The organism is Amycolatopsis sp. GM8, assembly GCF_021653975.1.
Taxonomy (GTDB): Bacteria; Actinomycetota; Actinomycetes; order Mycobacteriales; family Pseudonocardiaceae; genus Amycolatopsis_E.
In genome coordinates, this window is sequence record NZ_JAJKFK010000001.1 from 963819 (window position 1) to 984403 (window position 20585).

General features: G+C 68.7%; 20 protein-coding genes and 1 tRNA gene. 6 read left to right on the forward strand and 15 right to left on the reverse strand.

The window, feature by feature from the left end; translation table 11 throughout:
- Positions 1–7: 7 nt before the first annotated feature.
- Together LOZ83_RS04615 and LOZ83_RS04620 are read right to left on the reverse strand one after the other, a co-directional pair.
- On the reverse strand, positions 8–973 hold the full coding sequence (locus tag LOZ83_RS04615) for an ABC transporter permease (protein ID WP_236788917.1): 966 nt from the start codon (positions 971–973) through the stop codon (positions 8–10).
- A gap of 93 nt (positions 974–1066) precedes the next feature.
- A complete protein-coding gene (locus tag LOZ83_RS04620; RefSeq protein WP_236788918.1) occupies positions 1067–2131 on the reverse strand; it encodes a class I SAM-dependent methyltransferase in 1065 nt (354 codons plus the stop codon).
- Positions 2132–2243: 112 nt separating this feature from the next.
- Here LOZ83_RS04620 and LOZ83_RS04625 point away from each other — a divergent pair, with 112 nt between their 5' ends.
- The 3 genes from LOZ83_RS04625 (at position 2244) to LOZ83_RS04635 (ending at position 3755) form a co-directional block, all read left to right on the forward strand.
- Entirely contained in the window at positions 2244–2540 is a 297-nt protein-coding gene (locus tag LOZ83_RS04625; protein WP_236788919.1) for a hypothetical protein, read from the forward strand.
- Between the two features lie 114 nt (positions 2541–2654).
- On the forward strand, positions 2655–3017 hold the full coding sequence (locus tag LOZ83_RS04630) for a cupin domain-containing protein (protein WP_236788920.1): 363 nt from the start codon (positions 2655–2657) through the stop codon (positions 3015–3017).
- 54 nt (positions 3018–3071) lie between these two features.
- Complete coding sequence (locus LOZ83_RS04635) at positions 3072–3755, forward strand: haloacid dehalogenase-like hydrolase (protein WP_236788921.1); 684 nt, start codon at positions 3072–3074, stop codon at positions 3753–3755.
- 78 nt (positions 3756–3833) lie between these two features.
- Here LOZ83_RS04635 and LOZ83_RS04640 read toward each other — a convergent pair whose 3' ends face one another.
- On the reverse strand, positions 3834–5585 hold the full coding sequence (locus LOZ83_RS04640; RefSeq protein ID WP_236788922.1) for a proline--tRNA ligase: 1752 nt from the start codon (positions 5583–5585) through the stop codon (positions 3834–3836).
- A gap of 108 nt (positions 5586–5693) precedes the next feature.
- Between LOZ83_RS04640 and LOZ83_RS04645 the strand changes: the two genes are divergently transcribed.
- On the forward strand, positions 5694–8678 hold the full coding sequence (locus tag LOZ83_RS04645) for a BTAD domain-containing putative transcriptional regulator (RefSeq protein WP_236788923.1): 2985 nt from the start codon (positions 5694–5696) through the stop codon (positions 8676–8678).
- Here LOZ83_RS04645 and LOZ83_RS04650 read toward each other — a convergent pair.
- The 4 genes from LOZ83_RS04650 to LOZ83_RS04665 all read right to left on the reverse strand — a co-directional run bounded on the left by LOZ83_RS04650 (position 8675) and on the right by LOZ83_RS04665 (position 11718).
- Positions 8675–9868: an FAD-dependent monooxygenase gene (locus tag LOZ83_RS04650; RefSeq protein WP_236788924.1), complete on the reverse strand. Its 1194-nt coding sequence runs from the start codon at positions 9866–9868 to the stop codon at positions 8675–8677. The two genes, LOZ83_RS04645 and LOZ83_RS04650, sit on opposite strands and share 4 nt — an antisense overlap.
- An 81-nt stretch (positions 9869–9949) precedes the next feature.
- Entirely contained in the window at positions 9950–10153 is a 204-nt protein-coding gene (locus LOZ83_RS04655) for a hypothetical protein (protein WP_236788925.1), read from the reverse strand.
- 53 nt (positions 10154–10206) lie between these two features.
- A complete protein-coding gene (locus LOZ83_RS04660) occupies positions 10207–11088 on the reverse strand; it encodes a Ku protein (RefSeq protein WP_236788926.1) in 882 nt (293 codons plus the stop codon).
- 69 nt (positions 11089–11157) lie between these two features.
- Complete coding sequence (locus LOZ83_RS04665) at positions 11158–11718, reverse strand: TetR/AcrR family transcriptional regulator (protein ID WP_236788927.1); 561 nt, start codon at positions 11716–11718, stop codon at positions 11158–11160.
- A gap of 87 nt (positions 11719–11805) precedes the next feature.
- Here LOZ83_RS04665 and LOZ83_RS04670 point away from each other — a divergent pair, with 87 nt between their 5' ends.
- Entirely contained in the window at positions 11806–12486 is a 681-nt protein-coding gene (locus LOZ83_RS04670; protein ID WP_236788928.1) for a maleylpyruvate isomerase family mycothiol-dependent enzyme, read from the forward strand.
- 6 nt (positions 12487–12492) lie between these two features.
- Here LOZ83_RS04670 and LOZ83_RS04675 read toward each other — a convergent pair whose 3' ends face one another.
- The 3 genes from LOZ83_RS04675 to LOZ83_RS04685 are packed head-to-tail and all read right to left on the reverse strand — an operon-like array spanning position 12493 to position 15213.
- Positions 12493–12948, reverse strand: a complete 456-nt coding sequence (locus LOZ83_RS04675) for a DUF664 domain-containing protein (protein WP_236788929.1) — start codon at positions 12946–12948, stop codon at positions 12493–12495.
- Positions 12949–12967: 19 nt separating this feature from the next.
- On the reverse strand, positions 12968–14341 hold the full coding sequence (locus LOZ83_RS04680; protein ID WP_236788930.1) for a VWA domain-containing protein: 1374 nt from the start codon (positions 14339–14341) through the stop codon (positions 12968–12970).
- Complete coding sequence (locus tag LOZ83_RS04685) at positions 14338–15213, reverse strand: MoxR family ATPase (protein WP_236788931.1); 876 nt, start codon at positions 15211–15213, stop codon at positions 14338–14340. The genes LOZ83_RS04680 and LOZ83_RS04685 overlap by 4 nt, the downstream gene beginning before the upstream one ends.
- A gap of 140 nt (positions 15214–15353) precedes the next feature.
- Between LOZ83_RS04685 and LOZ83_RS04690 the strand changes: the two genes are divergently transcribed.
- Entirely contained in the window at positions 15354–16247 is an 894-nt protein-coding gene (locus tag LOZ83_RS04690; protein WP_236788932.1) for a TIGR01777 family oxidoreductase, read from the forward strand.
- Positions 16248–16746: 499 nt separating this feature from the next.
- Here the strand turns inward: LOZ83_RS04690 and LOZ83_RS04695 are convergent, their stop codons facing one another.
- The 5 genes from LOZ83_RS04695 to lpdA form a co-directional block, all read right to left on the reverse strand.
- Positions 16747–17145 (reverse strand): hypothetical protein, encoded by a 399-nt coding sequence (locus tag LOZ83_RS04695; protein WP_236788933.1) that lies wholly within the window; start codon positions 17143–17145, stop codon positions 16747–16749.
- 155 nt (positions 17146–17300) lie between these two features.
- A complete protein-coding gene (locus LOZ83_RS04700) occupies positions 17301–17918 on the reverse strand; it encodes a hypothetical protein (RefSeq protein ID WP_236788934.1) in 618 nt (205 codons plus the stop codon).
- A 380-nt stretch (positions 17919–18298) separates the two neighbouring features.
- Positions 18299–18372: transfer RNA gene (locus tag LOZ83_RS04705), tRNA-Arg, on the reverse strand.
- Between the two features lie 86 nt (positions 18373–18458).
- A complete protein-coding gene (locus tag LOZ83_RS04710; protein ID WP_236788935.1) occupies positions 18459–19190 on the reverse strand; it encodes an SDR family oxidoreductase in 732 nt (243 codons plus the stop codon).
- 3 nt (positions 19191–19193) lie between these two features.
- The gene (gene lpdA / locus LOZ83_RS04715) at positions 19194–20579 is read right to left on the reverse strand and encodes a dihydrolipoyl dehydrogenase (RefSeq protein WP_236788936.1); all 1386 of its coding nucleotides are present in this window, start codon (positions 20577–20579) and stop codon (positions 19194–19196) included.
- Between the last annotated feature and the right edge of the window lie 6 nt (positions 20580–20585).

Sequence of the window (20585 nt, forward strand, 5' to 3'; positions counted from 1 at the left end):
CGGGTCACTACCCGGCGGTTGGCGCAAACGCGTCACGTCGCATGTTCGCCGCTTCCGGGATTCGGCGACGGCCGGGCCAGACGATCACGACGAGGCCGACCGCCAGCATCACGCCGAGCACCCACAACGCGGTCGTCACGTCGGGCGCGCCGGACGTGCCCTGAAGGAGGCTGCGCAGCCCCTCGGTGGAGAACCGGAACGGGGTCCACGACCACAGCGCCGCCCGGTACGCCGGGTTCAGCAGCTCCGGCACCTGGCCGGCGACGGCGGGCGCGAGCAGGTAGAGCGGCCCGAGGATCGCCATCGCGGGGAGTCCCAGCAGGCGCAGCAGCGCGCCCTGGATCGCCGCGAACGCCGTCGAGACCAGGAACATGAAGCCCAGCACCTGCCAGTCCAGCGGCAGGCTGGCGTCCCACAGTTTCAGGAATCCGGCCAGCACGGCGGTCATCAGGACCCCGCTCAGGAACACCCGGGTCAGCCGGGCGCCGAGCGAGAGGGACAGCCGGGCGCGGCGGGCCAGGACGAGCGCCGCGGCACCGGCGGCGAGTGACCCCAGCCAGGCCAGGATGCTCACGGCCAGCGGCGCGACCCGGCCGGCCGCGCTCGCCGGATGGACGGTTTCGACCTGCGCGCCCGGCACGGCCGTGGTCAGGATCTGTTGCACCACTTGGGTTCCGGCGGGGTTGATGGCGCCGGAGACGATGACCTTGGTCGGCTGGCCGAGTTCGAGGATCCCGTAGACCTCCTTGTCGTCCAACAGCTTCCGGGCTTCGTCCGGGGTCGCGATCCACCACGAGACCGTGCCCGCGCCCTCGGTCGCGACGTGTTCCGCGGCGGGGCGCAGCTGCGGTGGCGCGGCCACCGCGACGGGGATGTCGTGTGGGCTGACGGTCGCCTGGACGCCGACCGTGAGCAGGCCCAGCACGATCGCGATCACGGCACCGGCCAGCGCCGCGAGCGAGGCCAGCTTCATGGGTCCTCCGCTATTCTTCGTCCGTTGAATTTAACGCCCACGGTAGCCCGGTCGTCAGCGAGAAGTCAACGGTTGTTGAAAAGCGGGCGGACGTCAGGGTGCGCTGGTCGTGGCCACGTAGTAGATGTTGATCGGGTCTCCTTCGACCGACCGGGCTTCGATGCCGGTGAAGCCCGCGGCGCCGAGCATCTGACGGGCGGTCTGCTCGCCCCAGACGGTGCCGAGGCCCGCGCCACCGGTACTCAGTGACGTGGTCATGCAGTAGAAGACGGAGAAGCCGAAGAGCGCCGGCGCGAAGGGATGGTCCACGTTCTCCTCCAGCTTGCTGGAGGCGGCGATGTCGCCCATCAGGAAAGTGCCGCCGTCGCGCAGGGAGGCGGCGATGGCGTCGAGGGTCTCCTGTGGCCGGGCCAGATCGTGGATCACGTCGAAGGCGGTGACCAGGTCGTACTGTCCGCTGATCCGGGTCGAGTCGCCGACCGTGTAGCTGACGTTGGAGAGGGCGAGCCGGTCGGCCTCCGCCCGGGCCGTCGCGATGCCCTGCTCCGACTGGTCGAGGCCGTGGAACCGGCTGCGCGGGAATGCCTGGGCCAGCACGATGGGCGCGTGCCCTTGACCGGTGCCGACGTCCAGGACGTCGACACCCTCGCGCAGCCGTTCGGTGAGGCCCGGAACGAGCGGGACGATCGTGTCGACGAGGGCCACGTCGTACACCCTGGCCGTCTCCTCCGCCTGCAATTTCTGGAAGCGCGGATAGGCCGAATAGGGCACACCGCCGCCATTGCGGAAGGCGGCGACGACCTGTTGCTCGACCTCGCCCATCAACGCGACGTACGGCATCATCCCGGCCAGGTTGTCCGGCCCGGCGGCAGTCGTGAGCGACGCCGCGTGCTCGGGCGGTAGCGAGTATGTCGCACTGCCCGGCTCGTACTCCAGGATCCCGCCGACGACCATGCCACCGAGCCACTCGCGGACATACCGTTCGTCTAGCCGCGCCGCCTTCGCGATTTCATCGCTGGTGGACGGTGGCAACGTGCTCATCGTGTCGAACAAACCGGCCTGCTGGCCGACGCTGATCAGAAGCGCCAGCGCCGCCTTGTTGAGCACATCCGCCATGAGGCCGGCGAATGCTTCCTGCCGTGACTGATCCACTGTCATAATCCCTCCTCAGGGCGGCGCATTTGCTCCTGCTCGCGACGCTACGCCCATTCCCTTGACGCCGCGACGGACCGCGCGCACCATGGCTTTCCCAGCAAAGAAGGGAAGGAAAATGACTTTCGTACAGATTATCGAGTACAAAACTTCACACGCAGATGAGATCAACGGGATCATGGACCGGTGGCTGAGCGAGACGCAGGGCAAGCGCACCGCCACGCACGCGGTTCTGATGAGCGACCGGGACCAGCCCGGCACCTATGTGGAGTTCGTCGAGTTCCCGTCCTACGACGAGGCGATGCGGAATTCCGCCCTGCCGGAAACCGGCAAGTTCGCCCAGGAGATCACCAATCTCTGCAGTGAACCGCCAATTTTCCACAATCTCGAGGTCATCCGGAACGAAAGACTTTGATCGTCCGCACGGAAAATTCTGTTGGGCCCTTCTCCTCTAGTGCGGGACAGGACGCGGATCGATACTCACGCCGGAGCCGAATAGCGTCCCGCTACCCGCGTGAAGGAGGTCGTCATGACTGGTCTGCTCAAAATGAGCCTGGACACGCCGGAAGAGGTTCGCCGGTTCGAAGACGATTCCGGGCAGCTGGAGCTGGTGAACGTCACCGGCGGCGCGGTCGGCCGGGCCACTTTCCGGCCCGGCTGGCAGTGGTCGAAGCACGTCAAGCCGATCGCGGGGACCGAGAGCTGCCAGGCCTCCCACATGGGTTATGTCCTTTCCGGACAGATGACGATCCGCATGGACGACGGCGAGGAAGCCAGTTTCCGCACCGGCGACTTCATGATCTGCCCGCCGGGACACGACGCGTGGGTGGTGGGTGACGAGCCGTGCGTGGTCATCGACTGGCAAGGAGTCGCGGACTACGCCAAGCGGTGACCGACCGGGCCGCGGCGAGGAGGCGTCGCGCGGATCCCCGGTACCGTCGGGTGCGTGAACAAGCGACTCGTGCTGTGGGACATCGACCAGACCCTCATCGACCTGCGCGGCACGGGCCGCGAGTGGTACGCCCAGGTGCTGCCGGAGGTGACCGGCGTCGCCTTCACCGGGATGCCAGGTTTCTTCGGGCGCACCGAACTCGCGATCACGTCAGAGCTGCTGACCCTGCACGGCGTGCAGCCGGATGACGAGACCGTGCGCAAGATGTGGGCGGGACTCGTGGCCGCGGCCGAGCGGGCGGTGCCGACGCTCCCCACGCGCGGCATCGCCCTGCCCGGCGCCGAAGCGGCGTTGAGCGCGCTGTCCGGTGAGGTGGTGCAGACGCTGGTCACCGGGAACCTGCGTGAGATTTCGTGGCACAAGCTGACGGCGTTCGGCCTGCACGAACACCTGGACTTCGAAATCGGCGGCTACGGCTCGCTGTCGGCGCACCGGCCGGATCTCGTCGCGCACGCCGTGTCGCTGGCGGGGGCGCGGCACAGCCCGTTCGCGCCGGACGCGGTCGTCGTCATCGGCGACACCCCGCACGACATCGACGCCGCCCTCGCCCACGGTGCGCTCGCGGTCGGTGTCGCCACCGGCCGCTTCGACGAAGCAACCCTGCGCGACGCCGGCGCCCACGTCGTCTTCGCGGACCTGTCGGACACGCCCGCAGTCGTCGAGGCCGTCCTCGGCTGACCGGCGAGTCCTACGCTCACGACCGCGAGATCTACATTCGGGACGGCGAGTCCGACGTCCACGACCGCGAGTTCGACATCAGCCGCGGACGAGCTTCACCAGTTGCGCGACGACCTCGTCCACCGGGACATCGGCGCGGTCACCGGAAGCGCGGTCCTTGACCTCGACCACGCCCTTCGCCAGGCCACGGCCCACGACGAGGATCGTCGGCACGCCGATCAGCTCGGCGTCGGCGAACTTCACGCCCGGCGTGGCCTTGCGGTCGTCGAGCAGCACGCTCACCCCGGCCGCGTCGAGCTCGGCGGCGAGCTTCTCCGCGCCCTCGAACACGGCTTCGTCCTTGCCCGCGATGACGACGTGCACGTCGGCGGGCGCGACCTCGCGCGGCCAGACCAGGCCCAGCTCGTCGAGGTACTGCTCGGCGAGCACGCCGACCAGCCGCGACACGCCCACCCCGTACGAGCCCATGGTGATCCGGATCGGCTTCGAGTCGGCGCCGAGCGCGTCCACCTCGAACGCGTCGGTGTACTTGCGGCCCAGCTGGAAGATGTGCCCGATCTCGATGCCGCGCGCCGCGACCAGCGTGCCGTGCCCGTCGGGCGACGCGTCGCCCTCGCGGACCTCGGCCGCCTCGATCGTGCCGTCCGGGGTGAAGTCGCGGCCAGCGACCAGGTCCACGACGTGGTGGTCGGCCTTGTCCGCACCGGTCACCCACGCTGTCCCGGTGACCACTCGCGGGTCGACGAGGTAGCGAACTCCGTTGTCCTGCAAGGACTTCGGCCCGATGTAGCCCTTGACGAGGAACGGGTTGGCGGTGAAGTCGGCCTCTTCGAGCAGCGCGACCTCGGCGGGTTCGAGCGCGGCTTCGAGCCGTTTCTGGTCGACCTCGCGGTCACCGGGAACGCCGACGCCGAGGATCTCCCACTCCTTCGCGCCGGGCTTGCGGATCTTCAGCATGACGTTCTTGAGCGTGTCCGCGGCGGTGAACGCCCGGCCGAGGTCGGTCTTCGTGCTGAGGTACTCGACCAGCGTCGCGATGGTCGGCGTGCCGGGCGTGTGGTGCACCTGCGCCTCGGCCAGCCCGTCGAGCGGGCGCGCGGGCGGCGCGGGCGTCACGACGGCCTCGACGTTGGCCGCGTAACCCGACTCGGTACTGCGGACGTAGGTGTCCTCACCCGTCTCGGCGACGGCGAGGAACTCCTCCGACGCCGAGCCGCCCATCGCCCCGGAGGTCGCCGCGACGATCACGTACTCGAGGCCGAGCCGGTCGAAGATCTTGATGTAGGCGTCGCGGTGCAGCTGGTAGGAGTGCGCCAGGCCCGCGTCGTCCAGGTCGAACGAGTACGAGTCCTTCATGACGAACTCGCGGCCGCGCAGGATGCCGGCCCGCGGCCGCGCCTCGTCCCGGTACTTGGTCTGGATTTGGTACAGGACCACGGGGTAGTCCTTGTAGGAGCTGTACTCACCCTTCACGGTGAGCGCGAACAGCTCCTCGTGCGTGGGCCCGAGCAGGTAGTCGGCGCCCTTGCGGTCCTTGAGCCGGAACAGGCTGTCGCCGTACTCGGTCCAGCGGCCGGTCTTCTCGTACGGCTCGCGGGGCAGCAGCGCGGGGAACTGGATCTCCTGCGCGCCGATCGCGTCCATCTCCTCGCGCACCACCCGTTCGACATTGCGCAGCACCCGCAGGCCCAGCGGCAGCCAGGAGTACCCGCCCGGGGCCACGCGGCGGACATAGCCGGCGCGCACCAGCAGCTTGTGGCTGGGCACTTCGGCGTCCGCCGGGTCCTCACGCAGGGTGCGAAGGAACAGCGACGACATCCTGGTGATCACTGGGTACTCCTCGGGTGGCGCGCTCGGCGCCGATAGACGACCAGCCCAGCGTAGTCAACCCCCCGTCCGCGACTCCAACCGGTTTCCGGCGCGAGGCATGATGGGCGCATGTTCGGCATCCTGGGGCCGGTGCTGGCCGACGGGGAGGTCGGCGGGCCGCGGCCGCGTGCGCTGCTCGCCCTGCTGCTGCTCGACGCGGGCCGGGTGGTCGGCACGGACCGGCTGATCGACGCGCTGTACGGCGAAGAGCCACCGGGCGATGCCACGAATGCCTTACAGGCACAGGTTTCCCGGCTCCGCCGGCGGCTCGGCGTGCCGATCGAGCGGCAGCCGGCCGGGTACCGGCTCGTGGTCGATCCCGATGACGTCGACGTGCACCGGTTCACCCGGCTGGCGCGCGACGGGCGGCAGGCGCTCCACGCGGGTGAACACGCCGAAGCGGCCCGGCTGCTCCGGGACGCGCTTTCGTTGTGGCGAGGCCCCGCACTGGCCGATGTCGAGGCGCCGTTCGCGGAACCGCAGGCCGCGAGGCTGGCCGAGGAACGCGTCGCCGCGATCGAGGACCGGGCGGACGCGGAACTGGCGCTCGGCAATACCGACCTGGTCCCGGAACTCCGTGCGCTGGCGAAGGATCATCCGCTGCGCGAGCGGACGCAGAGCTTGCTGGTGCGTGCGCTGAGCGGCGCCGGCCAGCAGGCCGAGGCCCTGGTCACGTTCGAGGACACCCGGGAGCGGCTCGCCGACGAACTCGGCGCCGACCCGTCCCCCGAGCTGGCCGCGGCGCATCTGGCCGCGCTGCGCGCCGAACCGTTGCGCAGCACGAGCGTTCCCGCGCAGCTGACGAGTTTTGTCGGCCGCGAGGACGAGCTGAAACGGGTCGCCGAGCTGCTCACCGGCGCGCGGCTGGTCACGCTGACCGGCCCGGGCGGGGCGGGTAAAACGCGGCTCGCGATCGAGGCGAGCGGTCCCGAGGCCTGCTTCGTCGACCTCGCCCCGGCCGATGGCAGCACGGTGCCGCAAGCGGTGCTGGACGCGCTGGGCCTGCGCGAGACGCGCATGTTCGGCGCGCCCGGTGACGCGGATCCGGTGCGGCGCCTGGTATCCGCGCTCGCGGACCGCGCACTGCTACTCGTGTTCGACAACTGCGAGCACGTGATCGGCGAGGCCGCCGCGCTGGCGCACAGGCTGCTCAGCGGCTGCCCGGGCCTGCGCATCCTCGCGACGAGCCGCGAACCGCTCGGCATCACCGGTGAAGCCCTGTGTCCCGTGCCCCCACTGCGTGAGGCGACGGCACTGCGCCTGTTCGCCGAGCGCGCCGCCGCGGTGTCGCCGCAGTTCGCCATGGATCCCGCCGTCGTCGGGCGGATCTGTGCGGCACTCGACGGGCTGCCGCTCGCGATCGAGCTCGCCGCGGCCCGGCTGCGCACGATTCCCTTGGCGCAGCTGGAAACCCGGCTCGCCGACCGGTTCCGGTTACTGTCGCGTGGCAGCCGGACAGCCGCGCCACGGCACCAGACGCTGCGTGCCGTCGTCGCGTGGAGCTGGGAACTTCTCGGCGTCGAGGAACAGGACCTGTTGCGGCGCTTGGCGGTCTTCTCCGGTGGTGTCACCACCGAGTCGGCCGCGGACGTGTGTGGACTGTCCGAAGTAGACGCCGATGAGCTGCTGACCGGGCTCGCCGACAAGTCACTGCTCGACGCGCAGGGCGACCGGTTCCGGATGCTCGACACCATCCGCGCGTACGCGGCCGAACGGCTCGCCGAGTCCGGCGAGCTGGACGCGGTTTCCCGCGCCCACGCCGAATTCTTCCTCGAACTGGCCCAGACAGCCGATCCGCACCTGCGGCGGACGGAGCAGCTGACTTGGCTCGCCCGGCTGACGGCCGAGCACGCGAACCTGCACGCGGCGATGCGCTGGGCGGTGGACGCGGCCCCCGAGCTGGCGCTGCGGCTCATCGGCGCGCAGACCGCGTACTGGCGGCTGCGCGGGGTGCTCAGCGAGAACATCCCGCTGGCCGCGCGGCTGCTGGACAAGCTGGGTCCGGAGACGCCGCCCGGCCTGGAAGAGGAGTACGTGCTGACCGTGCTGAGCGCCGGACCGTCCGAAATGGACCGTCACCGGCATCGGGCGGAAGCGATCATGAACACGCTCGACTGGCCGCTACGGCAACCGCATCTGCTGGTCGCGTGGGCGACGTTCGCCGGGCCGCCCGATCCGGACGAGCCGCCGACGCCGATGCAACGCCGGATGGCGACCGTCGACGACCCGTGGTTCCGGGCGCTTTTCCATTTCTCACAGAGCTATCTGGCCCTGTTCAACGGCAACATCGACACCGCGGAGCCGGATCTGCGGGCCGCGCTGGACGGTTTTCGCGAGGTGGGCGACCGCTGGGGTATTTCGCAGACCCTCGACGGGCTGGCCACGCACGCCGACCTGACCGGTGAATGGACCCGGGCCGTCGAGCTGACCGACGAGGCGATCGAGCTGCTGGACCAGCTCGGCGCGATCGAGGACTTGGCCGAGCTGTGGGCCCGGCGCGCCGACCGGCTGCTCCACGGGGGTGACCTGGCCGGAGCCGAGGCCGGTTACGAACGCGCCGTCGAACTCGCCCGGCGCGGCGGCGTTCCCGCGATCCTGGCGAGTGCGTACCTGGGCCACGGCCTGCTCGCAGCCCGACGCGGTGACCTGCCCGGCGCGCGGCGGTGGTACGGACGCGCGCTCGACGAGTGCGGCGGCGACTGGCTGAGCACGGGGACGCGGTCGCGGGTGCTCACCGCGCTGGGGCGGGTCACGGACGATCTCGCGGAGGCCGGGTCGCTGCACCGGCAGGCGGTGCGGAGCGCGCTGAGCCAGCAGTTCGGCATCGACGTCGCCGAGGCCGTCGAAGGGCTCGCCGGTTTCACGGCCGCGAGCGGGGACCCAGGCCAAGCCGCCTACCTGCTCGGCCTCGCCGAGGCACTCCGTGGCCGCGCCCCGGTCGGCGACCCGGATCTCGCCGCGCTTCGCCGCCGGCTGGCCGGCCACCCGGAGTTCACCCGCGGCAAGTCGACCCCCGCCGCGACCGCCCGCACCCACCTGTCCCACTCGCTCTAACGCGAGTACCCGGGGATCGGATAATCCTTCAGCGTCAAGGCGTTTGCCGCCTTAATGGCCATCTTCTGGAACAGGCCCATCAGCGGCCGCGTGAACAGCAGCCGGTAGGTGAAGTTGCGCCGCCGGATCGCGCCGGACGTCGCGGGCGCCAGGAATCCGCCGGCCCCCTTGGCCTGCTTCAGCCCCGCCTCAGCGGCCGCCCGCACCTCGCGCTCGTAGGCGGCGAACCCGGCCTCGTGGTCACCGCCTGCGGCCGCAAGCTCACCGGCGAGCACATACGCCGCCATCATCGCCAGCCCGGTCCCGCTGCCGCCCGGCCCCGCGCCCCAGCCGGCGTCGCCTACCAGCGCGATCCGGCCGCGCGTGTAGTGGTCGAGGTGGATCTGGCACAGCGAGTCGAAGAACACGTCGTCCGCGTCGCGCAGCGCCGCCAGCAGCGCCGGCAGTTCCCACCCGGCGTCGCGGTAGAGCTCGTGCAGAATCCTCTTCTGCTGCTCGACGTCGTGCCGGTCGTACTCCAGCCCGTCCGCGCGGAACCAGAACCCGACGTTCGCCTGGGTGTTGCCGCGCTTGCTCTGCAGCATCACGCCCCGCCCGGGCACGTTGTAGACGAACCCGCTGCGGTCCAGCCCGAGGTGGTTCGGCGCGGTGAACCCGGCGAAGTGGAAGTGGGCCTCCTTGCGGAACCGTGATTCCGGTCCGAACGCCAGCGCCCGCACCACCGAATGCATCCCGTCGGCGCCGACGACCAGGTCGAACTTGCGCGGACCGCCATGCGTGAAGGTGACTTCGACGCCATCGGCGACCTCGGTCAGCGACGTGATCGAATCCCCGAAGATGTACTCGGTCCGGTCCTTCGTCGCGTCGAACAGGATGCGGCTGAGGTCGCCACGCAGGATCTCGACCTCGCCGCTGGTGAACTCCGGCGGCATCACCCCGGCCCGGCGGCCCCGCTCGTCGAGGATGATCTGCGCGCCCATGTTCGTCTGGTGACGGCGGACCTCATCCAGCAGGCCCGACCGCCGCAACACGTCCAGCTGGTTGCCGCGGAAGTCGACCGCCTGGCCGCCGTCGCGCAACTCCGGGGCCTTTTCCACGACCGTGGTGGCGAAGCCGTGCCGGTTCAGCCAGAGCGCCAGGGTCGGGCCCGCGATGCTCGCGCCGGAGATGAGGATGTTCTTGTTTCGCATTGCCAGCTCCTTCGTCGTCTCGGTGACCCAAGATTCGGCGAGGGCGCTGACCGGAGGCTGACCGTCCGCTGACGGCCCTGGTCAGGACGCTTTCGCGAACTCCTCGACGAAGACCGCCGTGCAGTGGCAGCCGCCGTCGACGTCGGCGCAGGTGGCGGTGAAGACGTGCCGCGCGAGGTCGAGATCGCGGCAGCCGGAATCGGTGCACTCCACGAAGTCGTCTTCGTGGCTGACCAGCGTGCCGTGGCAGTGGTCCAGTTCGCTGACGCAGCTAAGGCACTCCATGCGACTGTGGTAGCACCGGGTCATGATCGACTCGGGGACGAGCGTCCGGCGTGTCACGCACTTTTCGGCGAGCGCCTGCTCCGCGTCGTTGTGCTCTTGGCCGCGGTGGGCTTCGCCGGGGTCTTCTTGGCCGGTGTCTTGCGCGCCGCGGGCTTGCGGGCCTTCTTGGCCTCCGAAACGCTGGCCTCCAGCGCCGCCATCAGGTCCACGACATCGGACTTCGCGGTCTTCTTCACCGGTTTCGTGGTGTCCTGGCCCGCGACCTTGGCCTCGATGACCGATTCGAGGGCCTCGCGGTAGCTGTCGGTGTACTTGTCCGGTTCGAACACCGGCTCGGTCAGCGAATCGATCAGCGAACCGGCCATGGCCAGCTCCTGCGAGCGCACCTGCGGGGCGTCCTCGTTCAGGAAGCCGAAGTCCGGGGTGCGGACCTCGTCCGGCCACAGCATCGTGGTCATCACCATGACGTCCGCGTGCACCCGCAGCAGCGCGAGACTCTCCCGCTGCCGCAACGCGACCTTCGCGATCGCCACGTTCTGCGACTTGTGCAGCGCGTCCCGGAGCAGCACATACGGCTTGAGCGCCGACTTCTGCGGTTCGAGGTAGTAGTGCCGGTCGTAGTGCAGCGGGTCGATCGCCTCCAGCGGCACGAACTCCAGCACGTCGATGACGTTCGAGCTGGACAGCGGCAGCCCTTCGAGATCGGCGTCCGTGATCACGACCATCTCGCCGTCGTCCAGCTCGTAGCCCTTGGCGATCTCCGCGTACGGCACTTCGACGCCCTCGATCGAGCAGAACCGCTTGTACTGGATCCGGCCGCCGTCGGACTCGTGGACCTGCCGCAGTGTGACGTTCTTGTTCTCCGTCGCCGCGTACAGGTTGATCGGAATCGTGACCAACCCGAACGACACGGATCCCTTCCACATCGATCGCATCGCAGGTGCCCTCCTGCCGTCGCGGCTATATCCCCTGGCCACACCGTACGCGGCGACCCCGCGATGCGACTAGTTGTTCTTCGCGGCGCCGACCAGGACCGCGGCCGCCGTCCGGCCGTGCCGCGCGGGGTCCGTCCGGCCGAAGATCCCGGCCGTGACCATGGCCCCTTCGGCGAGAAGCAGCAGGTTGTCGGCCAGTTCGCCGGGCAGGCCGGCGGCGGCGACCAGTTCACCCAGATAGTCCCGGAACGCCGTTTTGTGCCGCAGGGCCTGCCGCCGCACACTGTCGGACACCGCGCCGAGCTCGCCGAAGGAGTTGATCCAGGCGCAGCCGCGGAACCCGGGCTCGCCGAACCACAGTTCGAGCCAGTCGAAGACGGCGAGGATGCGGCGCTCGGGATCGTCGTGAGTCTCGACATGCTCGGCCAGGCGGCCGCGCCAGCGGGTGTCGCGGCGTTCGAGATAGGCCTCGATCAGCTGCTCCTTGGCGGGAAACACCTGGTAGAGCCGCTTGAGGGAGACGCCGGACGCGCTGCGGATGTCGTCCATGCCGACGGTCTGGATACCACGGGCGTAGAACAGCTCCTCGGCTGCGTCGAGCAGCTTCGTCTGCGCGGCTTCGCGATCCATGGTCACCTTACTACCCGGAGAACCTACGTTCTCCACAGTAGCCGTAGCGCATCGACCGCAGCCGATTCAGCGTGACAGAATCACGCGATGACCGCACCGGCGCAACGACTCGCGTGGGTCGAGCAAGGGTCGCGACTCTTCCTCGACCAGCTCGCGTCGATACCGGACAGCGCGTTCCCGGAACCGGGCACGTTGCCGGGCTGGACGACGGCCCATCTGGTCGCGCACGTCGGCTACAACGCGAAAGCGCTTTCCCGGCTCGTGCGGTGGGCGCGCACCGGCGAGGAGTCGCCGATGTACCCCAGCCCCGAATCCCGCAACGCCGAGATCGAGCAAGGCGCGAAGTTGCCTGCCGGCGAAATACGTGAGCTGGCAACGGAAACCGACTCCCGGCTGCGGGCGGATCTCACCGCGCTGACCGCGTGGGACGCGCAAGTCCGGACAGCACAAGGAAGACTGGTCCCGGCGACCGAAATCCCGTGGCTGCGCACGCGCGAAGTGTGGATTCACGCAGTCGACCTCGGCACCGGTGTGGGATTCGACGACTTCCCCGATGAGCTGGTCGACGCGCTGATCGCGGATGTGGTCGGTCTGCGCGCGAGCCGCGACCAGGGGCCAGCCTTCGTCCTCGAAGCGTCGGATCGCGCGTCGGACTGGCGGATCCCCGGCGAGGAGCCGGTCGTCGTCCGTGGCACCGCGGCAGAACTCTGCCGCTGGATCTGCGGGCGCGGCGGTCTCGACGGGCCGGATCTCGGCAAGTGGCTGTAGCCCCCGCTAGCCGCCGAGGACGTCGCGCGTCAGTTCGAGGTGTCCGCGATGCTGCGCCAGCTCCTCGTACACATGTTGCAGCGCCGCACCCTGCGTGCGCCCGATCAGCGTGTCACCGTAAGGCGGCGCCGCTTCCTCGTGCAGCGGCGCCCGCATGTCGGCGACAGCGACGTACTCGCGCAGCCGCTGCTTCGCCTCGCCGAGCCGCGTGACGAGATCCGCGACCTTCCCCGACGCATGGAACTCCGCGTCGCGATCCCGCTCTACCGCGCGGCCCGCGACGAGCCGCCCCGCCCAGTGATCGACCACGCCGATGCAGTGCGTCACGATCGCGTACGGCGTGTTCGCGCCGGGCAGCTCCGGCCGCCGGTTCGCCAGGTCGTCGCCGAGTTCCTCCAGCACGGCCGCCATCCCGTCGAGGGCCCGGCCGGTGAAGTACAGGTACTCGTCCGTGGTGATCATGTGTCAACGGTAGCGGGGCTCAGCCCGGCAGCAGCTCGGTGACCAGCCGCGTCAGCTGCCGCAGGTTCCGGCATTCGTGCATCGGCACCTCCCGGGCGTACTCGAGCGCGGCGGAATCGCCTGTGCCCCAAGCAGAACGCGGTTCGGGGTTGAGCCAGTGGACGTGCTTGGCGCGGCCGGCGATCTCGCGGACGGCGGCCAGGTTCGGGTCGCCGCCGTTGGTCCGGCCGTCGCCGAGGATCAGTACCGACGTGCGCGGGCCGACGGCGTCCGGCCAGCCCTCGACGAAACTGCCGAGCGAATCGCCGTAGTCGCTGCTCATCCCCCAGCGGGTCAGCCGCGCCTGGGTCATGATCCGGCGCGCGAGCCCCTCGGGATCGGCCGCGCCGGCGGTGACCAGCTCGGTGATCTCGTCGGTCAGCTCGACGAACGCGAACGTGCGCACCTTGCTGAACTGGTCGGCGAGCGCCTGCACGAGCTGCAATGTGAACTGCGCGAACCCCGCGACGGAGCCGGACATGTCGCACAGCAGCACCAGTTCCGGCCGGCCGGGACGGCGCTCGCGCATCGCGGGGCGCATCGGGACACCGCCGGTCGCGAGGGAGCGGCGAAGCGTGCGACGCAGGTCGATCTGCCCGCGGCGGGAGCGGCGCCGGCGCGCGGCGAGCCGGGTCGCGAGCTTGCGGGACAACGGCTGGATCGTCCGCCGCAGCTCGGCCAGCTGCTGGCTGCTGGCGTTGGTGAAGCTGACGAGATCCGGTTGCGGCGCCACCGCGTAGCGCGCAATCCTTTCCCTGCCACGGAATTCCGCAGTGCGGCGACGTGCTTCGGCCTGCACCTGATCGCGGAACGACGCGATGCGCGACTGGGCTTCCTGGCGAGAAAGCGCTTCCCCGAGCCCGTCCCCCTGCTCGCCGCGAATCGCCGCGAGCACCCGGCTCAGCAACGCGTCCGGCCGGACGCGCTCCAGCGTCTGGTACGCCGACCAGCCGCTCATGCCGCCACCGCCGGACCCACCCTCGCCGAACGAGCCGTACTGGCCGAACACCTCGACCCCGGCGGCCGCGAGCGCGCGCATCCGTTCGGTGTCGCCCTGCGCGAGCGCGGTAACCAGCGCGTTGCGCAGCTCGCCGAGATCTTCTGTCTCCGCCGCGGTTTCCGCCGATCCGATCGCGATCGGGAAGTACAGATCGAACAACGCGTCGAAGGCCGCGCGCTGCCCCGACCGGCGAAGCACGGTGGCCGCCAGGGCCGCCCGCACCTGCTCGCGGTCGGCAAGGCCGAGCACGTCGACCGCGGCCGCCGCGTCGATCGTTTCGCCGGGCCCGACCGGGATTCCGTGTTCCCGCAAGGCACCGACGAACTCGACCAGCCGGTCCGGCAGCCCGGTCATGCCAGCAGCCGGTCCAGCCGCAGCTCGGCGGCGGCCTTGCGGTGGTCGCTCTGGTACTTGAGGATCACGCCCAGCGTGGACTCGACGACCTGCTCGTCGATGGTGTCCGCGCCGAGCGCGAGCAGGGTGCGCGCCCAGTCCACGGTTTCCGCGATCGACGGCGCCTTGCGCAGTTCCATCGAGCGCAGCGCGCCGACCACGCGCACGACGGATTCGGTCAGCCGCGCGTCGAGGTCGGGCACCTTGAGCGTCACGATGTCGCGTTCGAGCTCGGGCGACGGGAAGTCCAGGTGCAGGAACAGGCAGCGGCGTTTGAGCGCCTCGGACAGCTCGCGTGTCGCGTTGGACGTCAGCAGCACGAACGGGCGGCGGGTCGCGGTGATCGTGCCCAGCTCCGGCACGGTGACCTGGAAGTCGCCGAGGATTTCGAGCAGCAGGCCCTCCATCTCGACGTCCGATTTATCGGTCTCGTCGATCAGCAGCACGGTCGGCTCGGGGTTGCGGATCGCCTTCAGCAGCGGGCGGGGCAGCAGGAACTCCTCGCTGAACACCTCGTCGCGGGTGTCTTCCCAGCCCTGGTCGCGGCCGGCGGTGATGCGCAGGAGCTGCTTGGCGTGGTTCCACTCGTAGAGCGCGCGGGCCTCGTCGATGCCCTCGTAGCACTGGAGCCGGACGAGATCGCTGGCCGTCGCCTGGGCGAGCGCGCGGGCCAGTTCGGTCTTGCCGACCCCGGCCGGGCCTTCGACCAGCAGCGGTTTGCCGAGGCGGTCCGCGAGGTAGACGGTGGTCGCGACCGGGGTGGAGGCGAGGTACCCGGCACCGGCCAGCAGCTCGACGACCTCGTCCACCGAGCCGAACAACGGTTCCTGCATCAGCCCATTGTCCGGTTCGGTTCGCTCGACGGCGGGGTCAGGGTGCGCAAGGTCACTGTCGGACGACCGCGCCGGGCATCGGCGCCGGTGCGGATAGCATGTCGCTCGTTCGCCGCCCGAGGGAAGGTTGTCGCAGCCCGATGCGTGTCGTGGTCGCCGGTGCGTCCGGCGTGATCGGAACCGCTCTCGTCCCTGTGTTGCGCGAGGCAGGGCATCACGTGATCCGCCTGGTTCGCCGGGCACCGGCCGCCGCAGATGAGCGCCGGTGGGATCCCGCCGCGGGAAGTGTCGACCCGGGGACGTTCGACGGTGTCGATGCCGTCGTGAACCTGTGTGCCGTCGACACCACCGGCAAGCGCTGGTCGCCGGAGTTCAAGGTGGCGCTGCGCGACAGCCGGGTGGTCCCGAGCCGCGTGCTCGCCGGTGCGGTCGTCGAGAGCGGCGTTCCCGTGCTGCTCAACAGTTCCTCGGTCGCCTACTACGGCGACACCGGCGACAGAGTCGTGGACGAGACTGCGCCGCCCGGCCCGGGATTCCTGGCGGAGATGGATCGCGACCGGGAACTGGCGACTGAGCCGGCGACGTCGGCCGCGCGGGTTGTGTTGCTGCGCACCGGGATCGTGCTGTCCCCGACCGGTGGCCTGCTCGGCCAGCTACGGCCCATGGTCGCCTACGGCCTCGGCGGCCGGATAGGCAGCGGGCGGCAGTATTTGTCGTGGATCTCGCTGGCAGACGAGGTTGCCGCGATCCGCTTCGCACTGGAACACGACGATGTTCGCGGCCCGGTCAACCTTTCCGCCCCGCAGCCGGTGACGAATGCCGAAATGGTCCGCGCCGTGGGCAAGGCCCTGCACCGGCCGACCCCGTGGGTGTACCCACGCGCCCTGCTACGCGCGGCCGTCGGCGAACTCGCCGACGCCGGCGCCCTCACCGGCCAGCGAGCCGTGCCGAATGTGTTGTCCCGACAGGGTTTCGAGTTCCGTCACTCCACTGTGGACACCGCGCTACGAGCCGCCCTGTTCGGCAGCAACTGAGTCCACCACTCACTCGCGGGATGAAGAAGCTCACCGAGGCCGTTCGTCGACGCCTTGAGCGACGAGGCGGAGCTGTGCACTCTCACCTGCGGAAACAAGGCTAATGCCAAGTGGGCGCGGTTGGTCGCGGTCCCGACTGACGGGGCGCGGCAAGGCGCCATCGCCCAAAACGCGCCGGGATGCGGTCAGGCACGATCAGAGGGTCAGCTCGTCGATAACGGAATGACCACACCGAGCTGACAACCGGGGCTTCCGGCACCTCTTGGAGGTGCCGGAAGCTTCCCACGGACGAGCCGCGTTGCCGAAGATCTGCCCGCGCCGCGGTTGGTCAACACCGAGACGCCCCACAACTACTTGGGTAGCTCTTGCATGGGTCAGGCCGCCGATTTATCAGAAACTCGTTTTCCTGCTCCAACTCCCGGACACGGCGTTCCAACTCCTTGAGCCGAGCACGTTCCGGCCCAGTAACCCAGAGTCACCCCGCTCCAGACTATGCGCTCTAGACTGTCGAATACCACAGATCTTCCGCAGAAAAACAGTCGAAATTTAACGCGGTAGACGATAAACGGCCACCAAACATGGTGACGATCGATTCGGGATCACATCTAAATATTGCATCGTCCACCCGTGGAACGAAAATAACAACTGGGCCATCGGGTGATTCATTGTGAATAGCTTCTCCATGAAGAGCCTGGATAAAGACTAAGGGCCTTACCATCGATACAAATCCGATGACCCCACCGTCTTGCATCAGCCTCGCCCAATCCTCTCCGGCATCGTCGTCGAAGTCGACTGTCAGCGTAAGCGCCTCTGCTTCTGCTCTCGCCCAAGCTTCGGCGGCACGACGAACCCAGGACCGCCGCGCTAACAAACTAAAATCTTCAGTCAAGTCAATCAAACCGGGCTCCTCGACGAACCGCGCACCATCCCCTTATCACAACGATACACGTTGATCCAGACGAGGAATTGACTCCTGCACTCGAAGGCGCGTCTTGCTTCCCTCGTCGCTGGTAAGCGGACTGGCCCCACCCGCGGTTTGCCGGGCCGATCTTTTCATCCTTCCCCAACGATTTCCTGCGCGCGGAACAACGTCGCATTCCATGCCGCGAGGTAATCAGTATTCGAAACTCGCCAACGCTCTCGAAAATCCGGCTCATCGTCGCTGTCAGCCTGAGCAATGAAGACGTCATCGCCGATCCTCCAAATAAGAATAAACCAGCTCTGCTCGAAATCACCAAAGGGACGACTAGCGGTGCCGCCCGGAATATTTGACGAGTTCCATCGTGCCAGATCTCGTTCTACGTGATCCCACCATGGAAATTCTGCAAGCGATTCGCCGTTGCCGTCGACGAAACGTAGGGCCCAGCCAGACTCGTTCGACCGCCAGAATAGCGACACCTCGAATCCCTCAACCTTGACGAAGTCGTCCAGATCAAGAGCAGAAACCAAAGGGGTGTACATCTCACTCATTCGCCTATAGTACCCGCAGCAAACTTTTTCAAAGACATGTAGAAAACCCCAGGCATTGCCGGACCGCGGACTACTCCCTCGGTCAATGATCAGCTCCGTCGCCGAGAAGTCGCGCAGCTTGTGGAATGTCGTCGCGATTCCCAGACGCTCGGCGAGTCGGCCGTACCACTGCATCACGGTGTCGGGCTTCAGCTGCGACATGTTCATTCCATCGAGCGCGGTGCTCGCGCGAGCCACACGAGGGTGCCCCGTCCGGGTCCCGCCAGGCCGCGCTAACGATCTGAGCTGCCTCCTCCGGCGGCGGGGCTGCGGCGCGCGGGACGGAGGCTCAGCGACCGAACATGGGTTCACACCGATCCAGCCCGTCGCACAGCGCCCTTGAAAGCTCCGCTCAGCAGGAAGTAAATGCGCCGGTCGAGGAGCCAAGCCCTTACACTCGTGTGGCCGACCGCGCCTGTCGCAGACGTGCGCCTTGTCGGTGCGGCGGTCCACGAGCGGCGTGCCACCCTTGCCTTCCGGGTAGGCGACGACGACAGGGACGAACGCCATCCGACCGCTCGATCATCCCTGCTCAACCGCGGCGCCCTGGGCAGGACTCGAACCTGCGACCTAGAGATTAGAAGGCTCTTGCTCTATCCGGCTGAGCTACCAGGGCCTGACGCCGACGGCCGCCGCGGGCGCGGTCACGTCCGCAGTTTAGTCGACGTCACCCTACGTATCGCTCGACACTGGCCGAGCGTTTCAACCTCTGCCGAGGTACGGCATCTTGGTCGCCGTGATCGTCATGAACTGCACGTTCGCATCGAGCGGCAAGCCTGCCATGTAGAGCACCGCGTCCGCGACATGGGACGGGGCGAAAGTCGGCTCCGGGCGAACCGTGCCATCGGCCTGGCGCGCGCCCTCGCTGATGCCGGCCGTCATCTCGGTCGCCGCGTTGCCGATGTCGATCTGGCCGCACGCGATGTCAAAAGGCCGCCCATCCAGGGAAATCGACTTAGTCAGGCCGGTGATCGCGTGCTTCGTCGCGGTGTAGGCGACACTCCCCGGCCGCGGGGTGTGCGCCGAGATCGACCCGTTGTTGATGATGCGTCCCCCTTGCGGCCGCTGCTCCTTCATCAGCCGCACCGCCGCCCGCGCGCACAGGAACGCACCCGTCAGATTGGTGTCCACGGTGCGTCGCCAAGCGCTCACGTCCAGCTCGGCGACGTCACCCGATGGGCCGAATGTGCCGGCGTTGTTGACCAGCAGATCGAGCCGGCCCCATTCGGCGCGAACGGCATCAAAAAGGGCCTCGACCTGTTCCTCGTCGCCGACATCGGTGGGCACCACCAATGCCGGCCGGCCCCCGGCGGTTTCCGCGAGCGCCGAGGGCCGGCGCCCGGCCAGCGCCACGTCATACCCCGCGCCGAGCAGCGCCCGCGCGATCACCCTGCCGAGACCCGAACCGGCCCCCGTCACCACCGCGACCGGCATGGCTCAGAAGTTGATCATGTGGCCGGCGAGGCCGTGGATGGCTTCCTTGACCGCTTCGCCGAGTGTCGGGTGCGCGTGCACGTTCCGCGCCACCTCGTGCACGGTCAGGTCCCACTGCTGCGCGAGCGTCAGCTCCGGCAGCAACTCCGTCACGTCCGGCCCGATCAGGTGCGCGCCCAGCAGTTCGCCGTACTTCGCGTCGGACAGGATCTTCACGAAGCCGCCCGGGTCGGCGAGGCCGTGCGCCTTGCCGTTGGCGGTGAACGGGAACTTCGCGACCTGCACGTCGAACCCCTTCTCCCGCGCCTGCTCCTCGGTCCAGCCGAACGAGGCGATCTGCGGCTGGCAGTACGTCGCGCGCGGGATCATCGGGTAGTCCAGCGGCATCGTCTCCGCACCACCGATGGTCTCCGCCGCCACGATCCCCATCGACTCGGCCGCGTGCGCGAGCATCAGCTTCGCTGTCACGTCACCGATCGCGAAGATGTTCGGCACGTTCGTCCGGCAGTACTCGTCCACCGCGATCGCACCGCGCTGGGTGAGCTCGACACCCGTGTTCTCCAGCCCGTACCCCTCGACGCGCGGCTGGAAACCGATCGCCTGCAAGACCTTGTCGGCCTCCAGGATCTGCGTCGCGCCGCCCGAGGTGACGGTGACCTTGACCTTCGCGCCGCTGTCGTCGATCGACTCGACGCGGGTGGAGGTCAGCACGTTGATGCCGAGCTTCTTGTACCGCCGCGCCAGCTCCTTGGACACCTCGGCGTCCTCGAGCGGGACCATCCGGTCCAGGAACTCGACGATCGTCACGTCGACGCCGTAGTTGTGCAGCACGTAGGCGAACTCGACGCCGATCGCGCCCGCGCCGGCGATGATGATGCTGCTGGGCAGCTCCCGCGAAAGGATCTGCTCTTCGTAGGTCACCACGCGCTCGCTGAGCGACGTCCCGGGCAGCAGCTTCGTCGTCGCGCCCGCCGCGATGATGCAGTTGTCGAACGTGATGGTGTCACCGCCGACCCGCAGCGTGTGCGAGTCGACGAACGTGCCGCGCGCGTCGTACTCGGTGATCTTGTTCTTCTTCATCAGGAAGTGGACGCCCTTGACCCGGCCGTCCGCCACCGACCGGCTGCGGTCGTACGCCGCGCCGTAGTCGAAGCGGATCTCACCGTCGGACGAGATCCCGAAGGTCTTGGCCTCGTTCGTCACCAGGTGGGCGAGCTCCGCGTTGCGCAGCAGCGCCTTGGACGGGATGCAGCCGACGTTCAGGCAGACACCGCCCCAGTACTTCTCCTCCACCACGGCCGTCTTCAGTCCGAGCTGCGCCGCCCGGATCGCCGCGACATAACCGCCAGGCCCGGCGCCCAGCACCACAACGTCGAAATGTTCAGACATGCATTC

What these genes read in the sequence shown, in the direction of transcription:
- LOZ83_RS04625 (WP_236788919.1), top strand. Translation starts at nt 2,244, where the DNA reads ATGACTTTCGTACAGATTATCGAGTACAAAACTTCACACGCAGATGAG.
- LOZ83_RS04645 (WP_236788923.1), top strand. Translation starts at nt 5,694, where the DNA reads ATGTTCGGCATCCTGGGGCCGGTGCTGGCCGACGGGGAGGTCGGCGGG.
- LOZ83_RS04685 (WP_236788931.1), bottom strand. Translation starts at nt 15,213, where the DNA reads ATGCAGGAACCGTTGTTCGGCTCGGTGGACGAGGTCGTCGAGCTGCTG.
- LOZ83_RS04680 (WP_236788930.1), bottom strand. Translation starts at nt 14,341, where the DNA reads ATGACCGGGCTGCCGGACCGGCTGGTCGAGTTCGTCGGTGCCTTGCGG.
- LOZ83_RS04710 (WP_236788935.1), bottom strand. Translation starts at nt 19,190, where the DNA reads ATGCCGGTCGCGGTGGTGACGGGGGCCGGTTCGGGTCTCGGCAGGGTG.
- LOZ83_RS04650 (WP_236788924.1), bottom strand. Translation starts at nt 9,868, where the DNA reads ATGCGAAACAAGAACATCCTCATCTCCGGCGCGAGCATCGCGGGCCCG.
- lpdA (WP_236788936.1), bottom strand. Translation starts at nt 20,579, where the DNA reads ATGTCTGAACATTTCGACGTTGTGGTGCTGGGCGCCGGGCCTGGCGGT.
- LOZ83_RS04620 (WP_236788918.1), bottom strand. Translation starts at nt 2,131, where the DNA reads ATGACAGTGGATCAGTCACGGCAGGAAGCATTCGCCGGCCTCATGGCG.
- LOZ83_RS04690 (WP_236788932.1), top strand. Translation starts at nt 15,354, where the DNA reads ATGCGTGTCGTGGTCGCCGGTGCGTCCGGCGTGATCGGAACCGCTCTC.
- LOZ83_RS04675 (WP_236788929.1), bottom strand. Translation starts at nt 12,948, where the DNA reads ATGATCACCACGGACGAGTACCTGTACTTCACCGGCCGGGCCCTCGAC.
- LOZ83_RS04630 (WP_236788920.1), top strand. Translation starts at nt 2,655, where the DNA reads ATGACTGGTCTGCTCAAAATGAGCCTGGACACGCCGGAAGAGGTTCGC.
- LOZ83_RS04660 (WP_236788926.1), bottom strand. Translation starts at nt 11,088, where the DNA reads ATGCGATCGATGTGGAAGGGATCCGTGTCGTTCGGGTTGGTCACGATT.
- LOZ83_RS04615 (WP_236788917.1), bottom strand. Translation starts at nt 973, where the DNA reads ATGAAGCTGGCCTCGCTCGCGGCGCTGGCCGGTGCCGTGATCGCGATC.
- LOZ83_RS04655 (WP_236788925.1), bottom strand. Translation starts at nt 10,153, where the DNA reads ATGGAGTGCCTTAGCTGCGTCAGCGAACTGGACCACTGCCACGGCACG.
- LOZ83_RS04670 (WP_236788928.1), top strand. Translation starts at nt 11,806, where the DNA reads ATGACCGCACCGGCGCAACGACTCGCGTGGGTCGAGCAAGGGTCGCGA.
- LOZ83_RS04665 (WP_236788927.1), bottom strand. Translation starts at nt 11,718, where the DNA reads ATGGATCGCGAAGCCGCGCAGACGAAGCTGCTCGACGCAGCCGAGGAG.
- LOZ83_RS04700 (WP_236788934.1), bottom strand. Translation starts at nt 17,918, where the DNA reads ATGTCGCAGCTGAAGCCCGACACCGTGATGCAGTGGTACGGCCGACTC.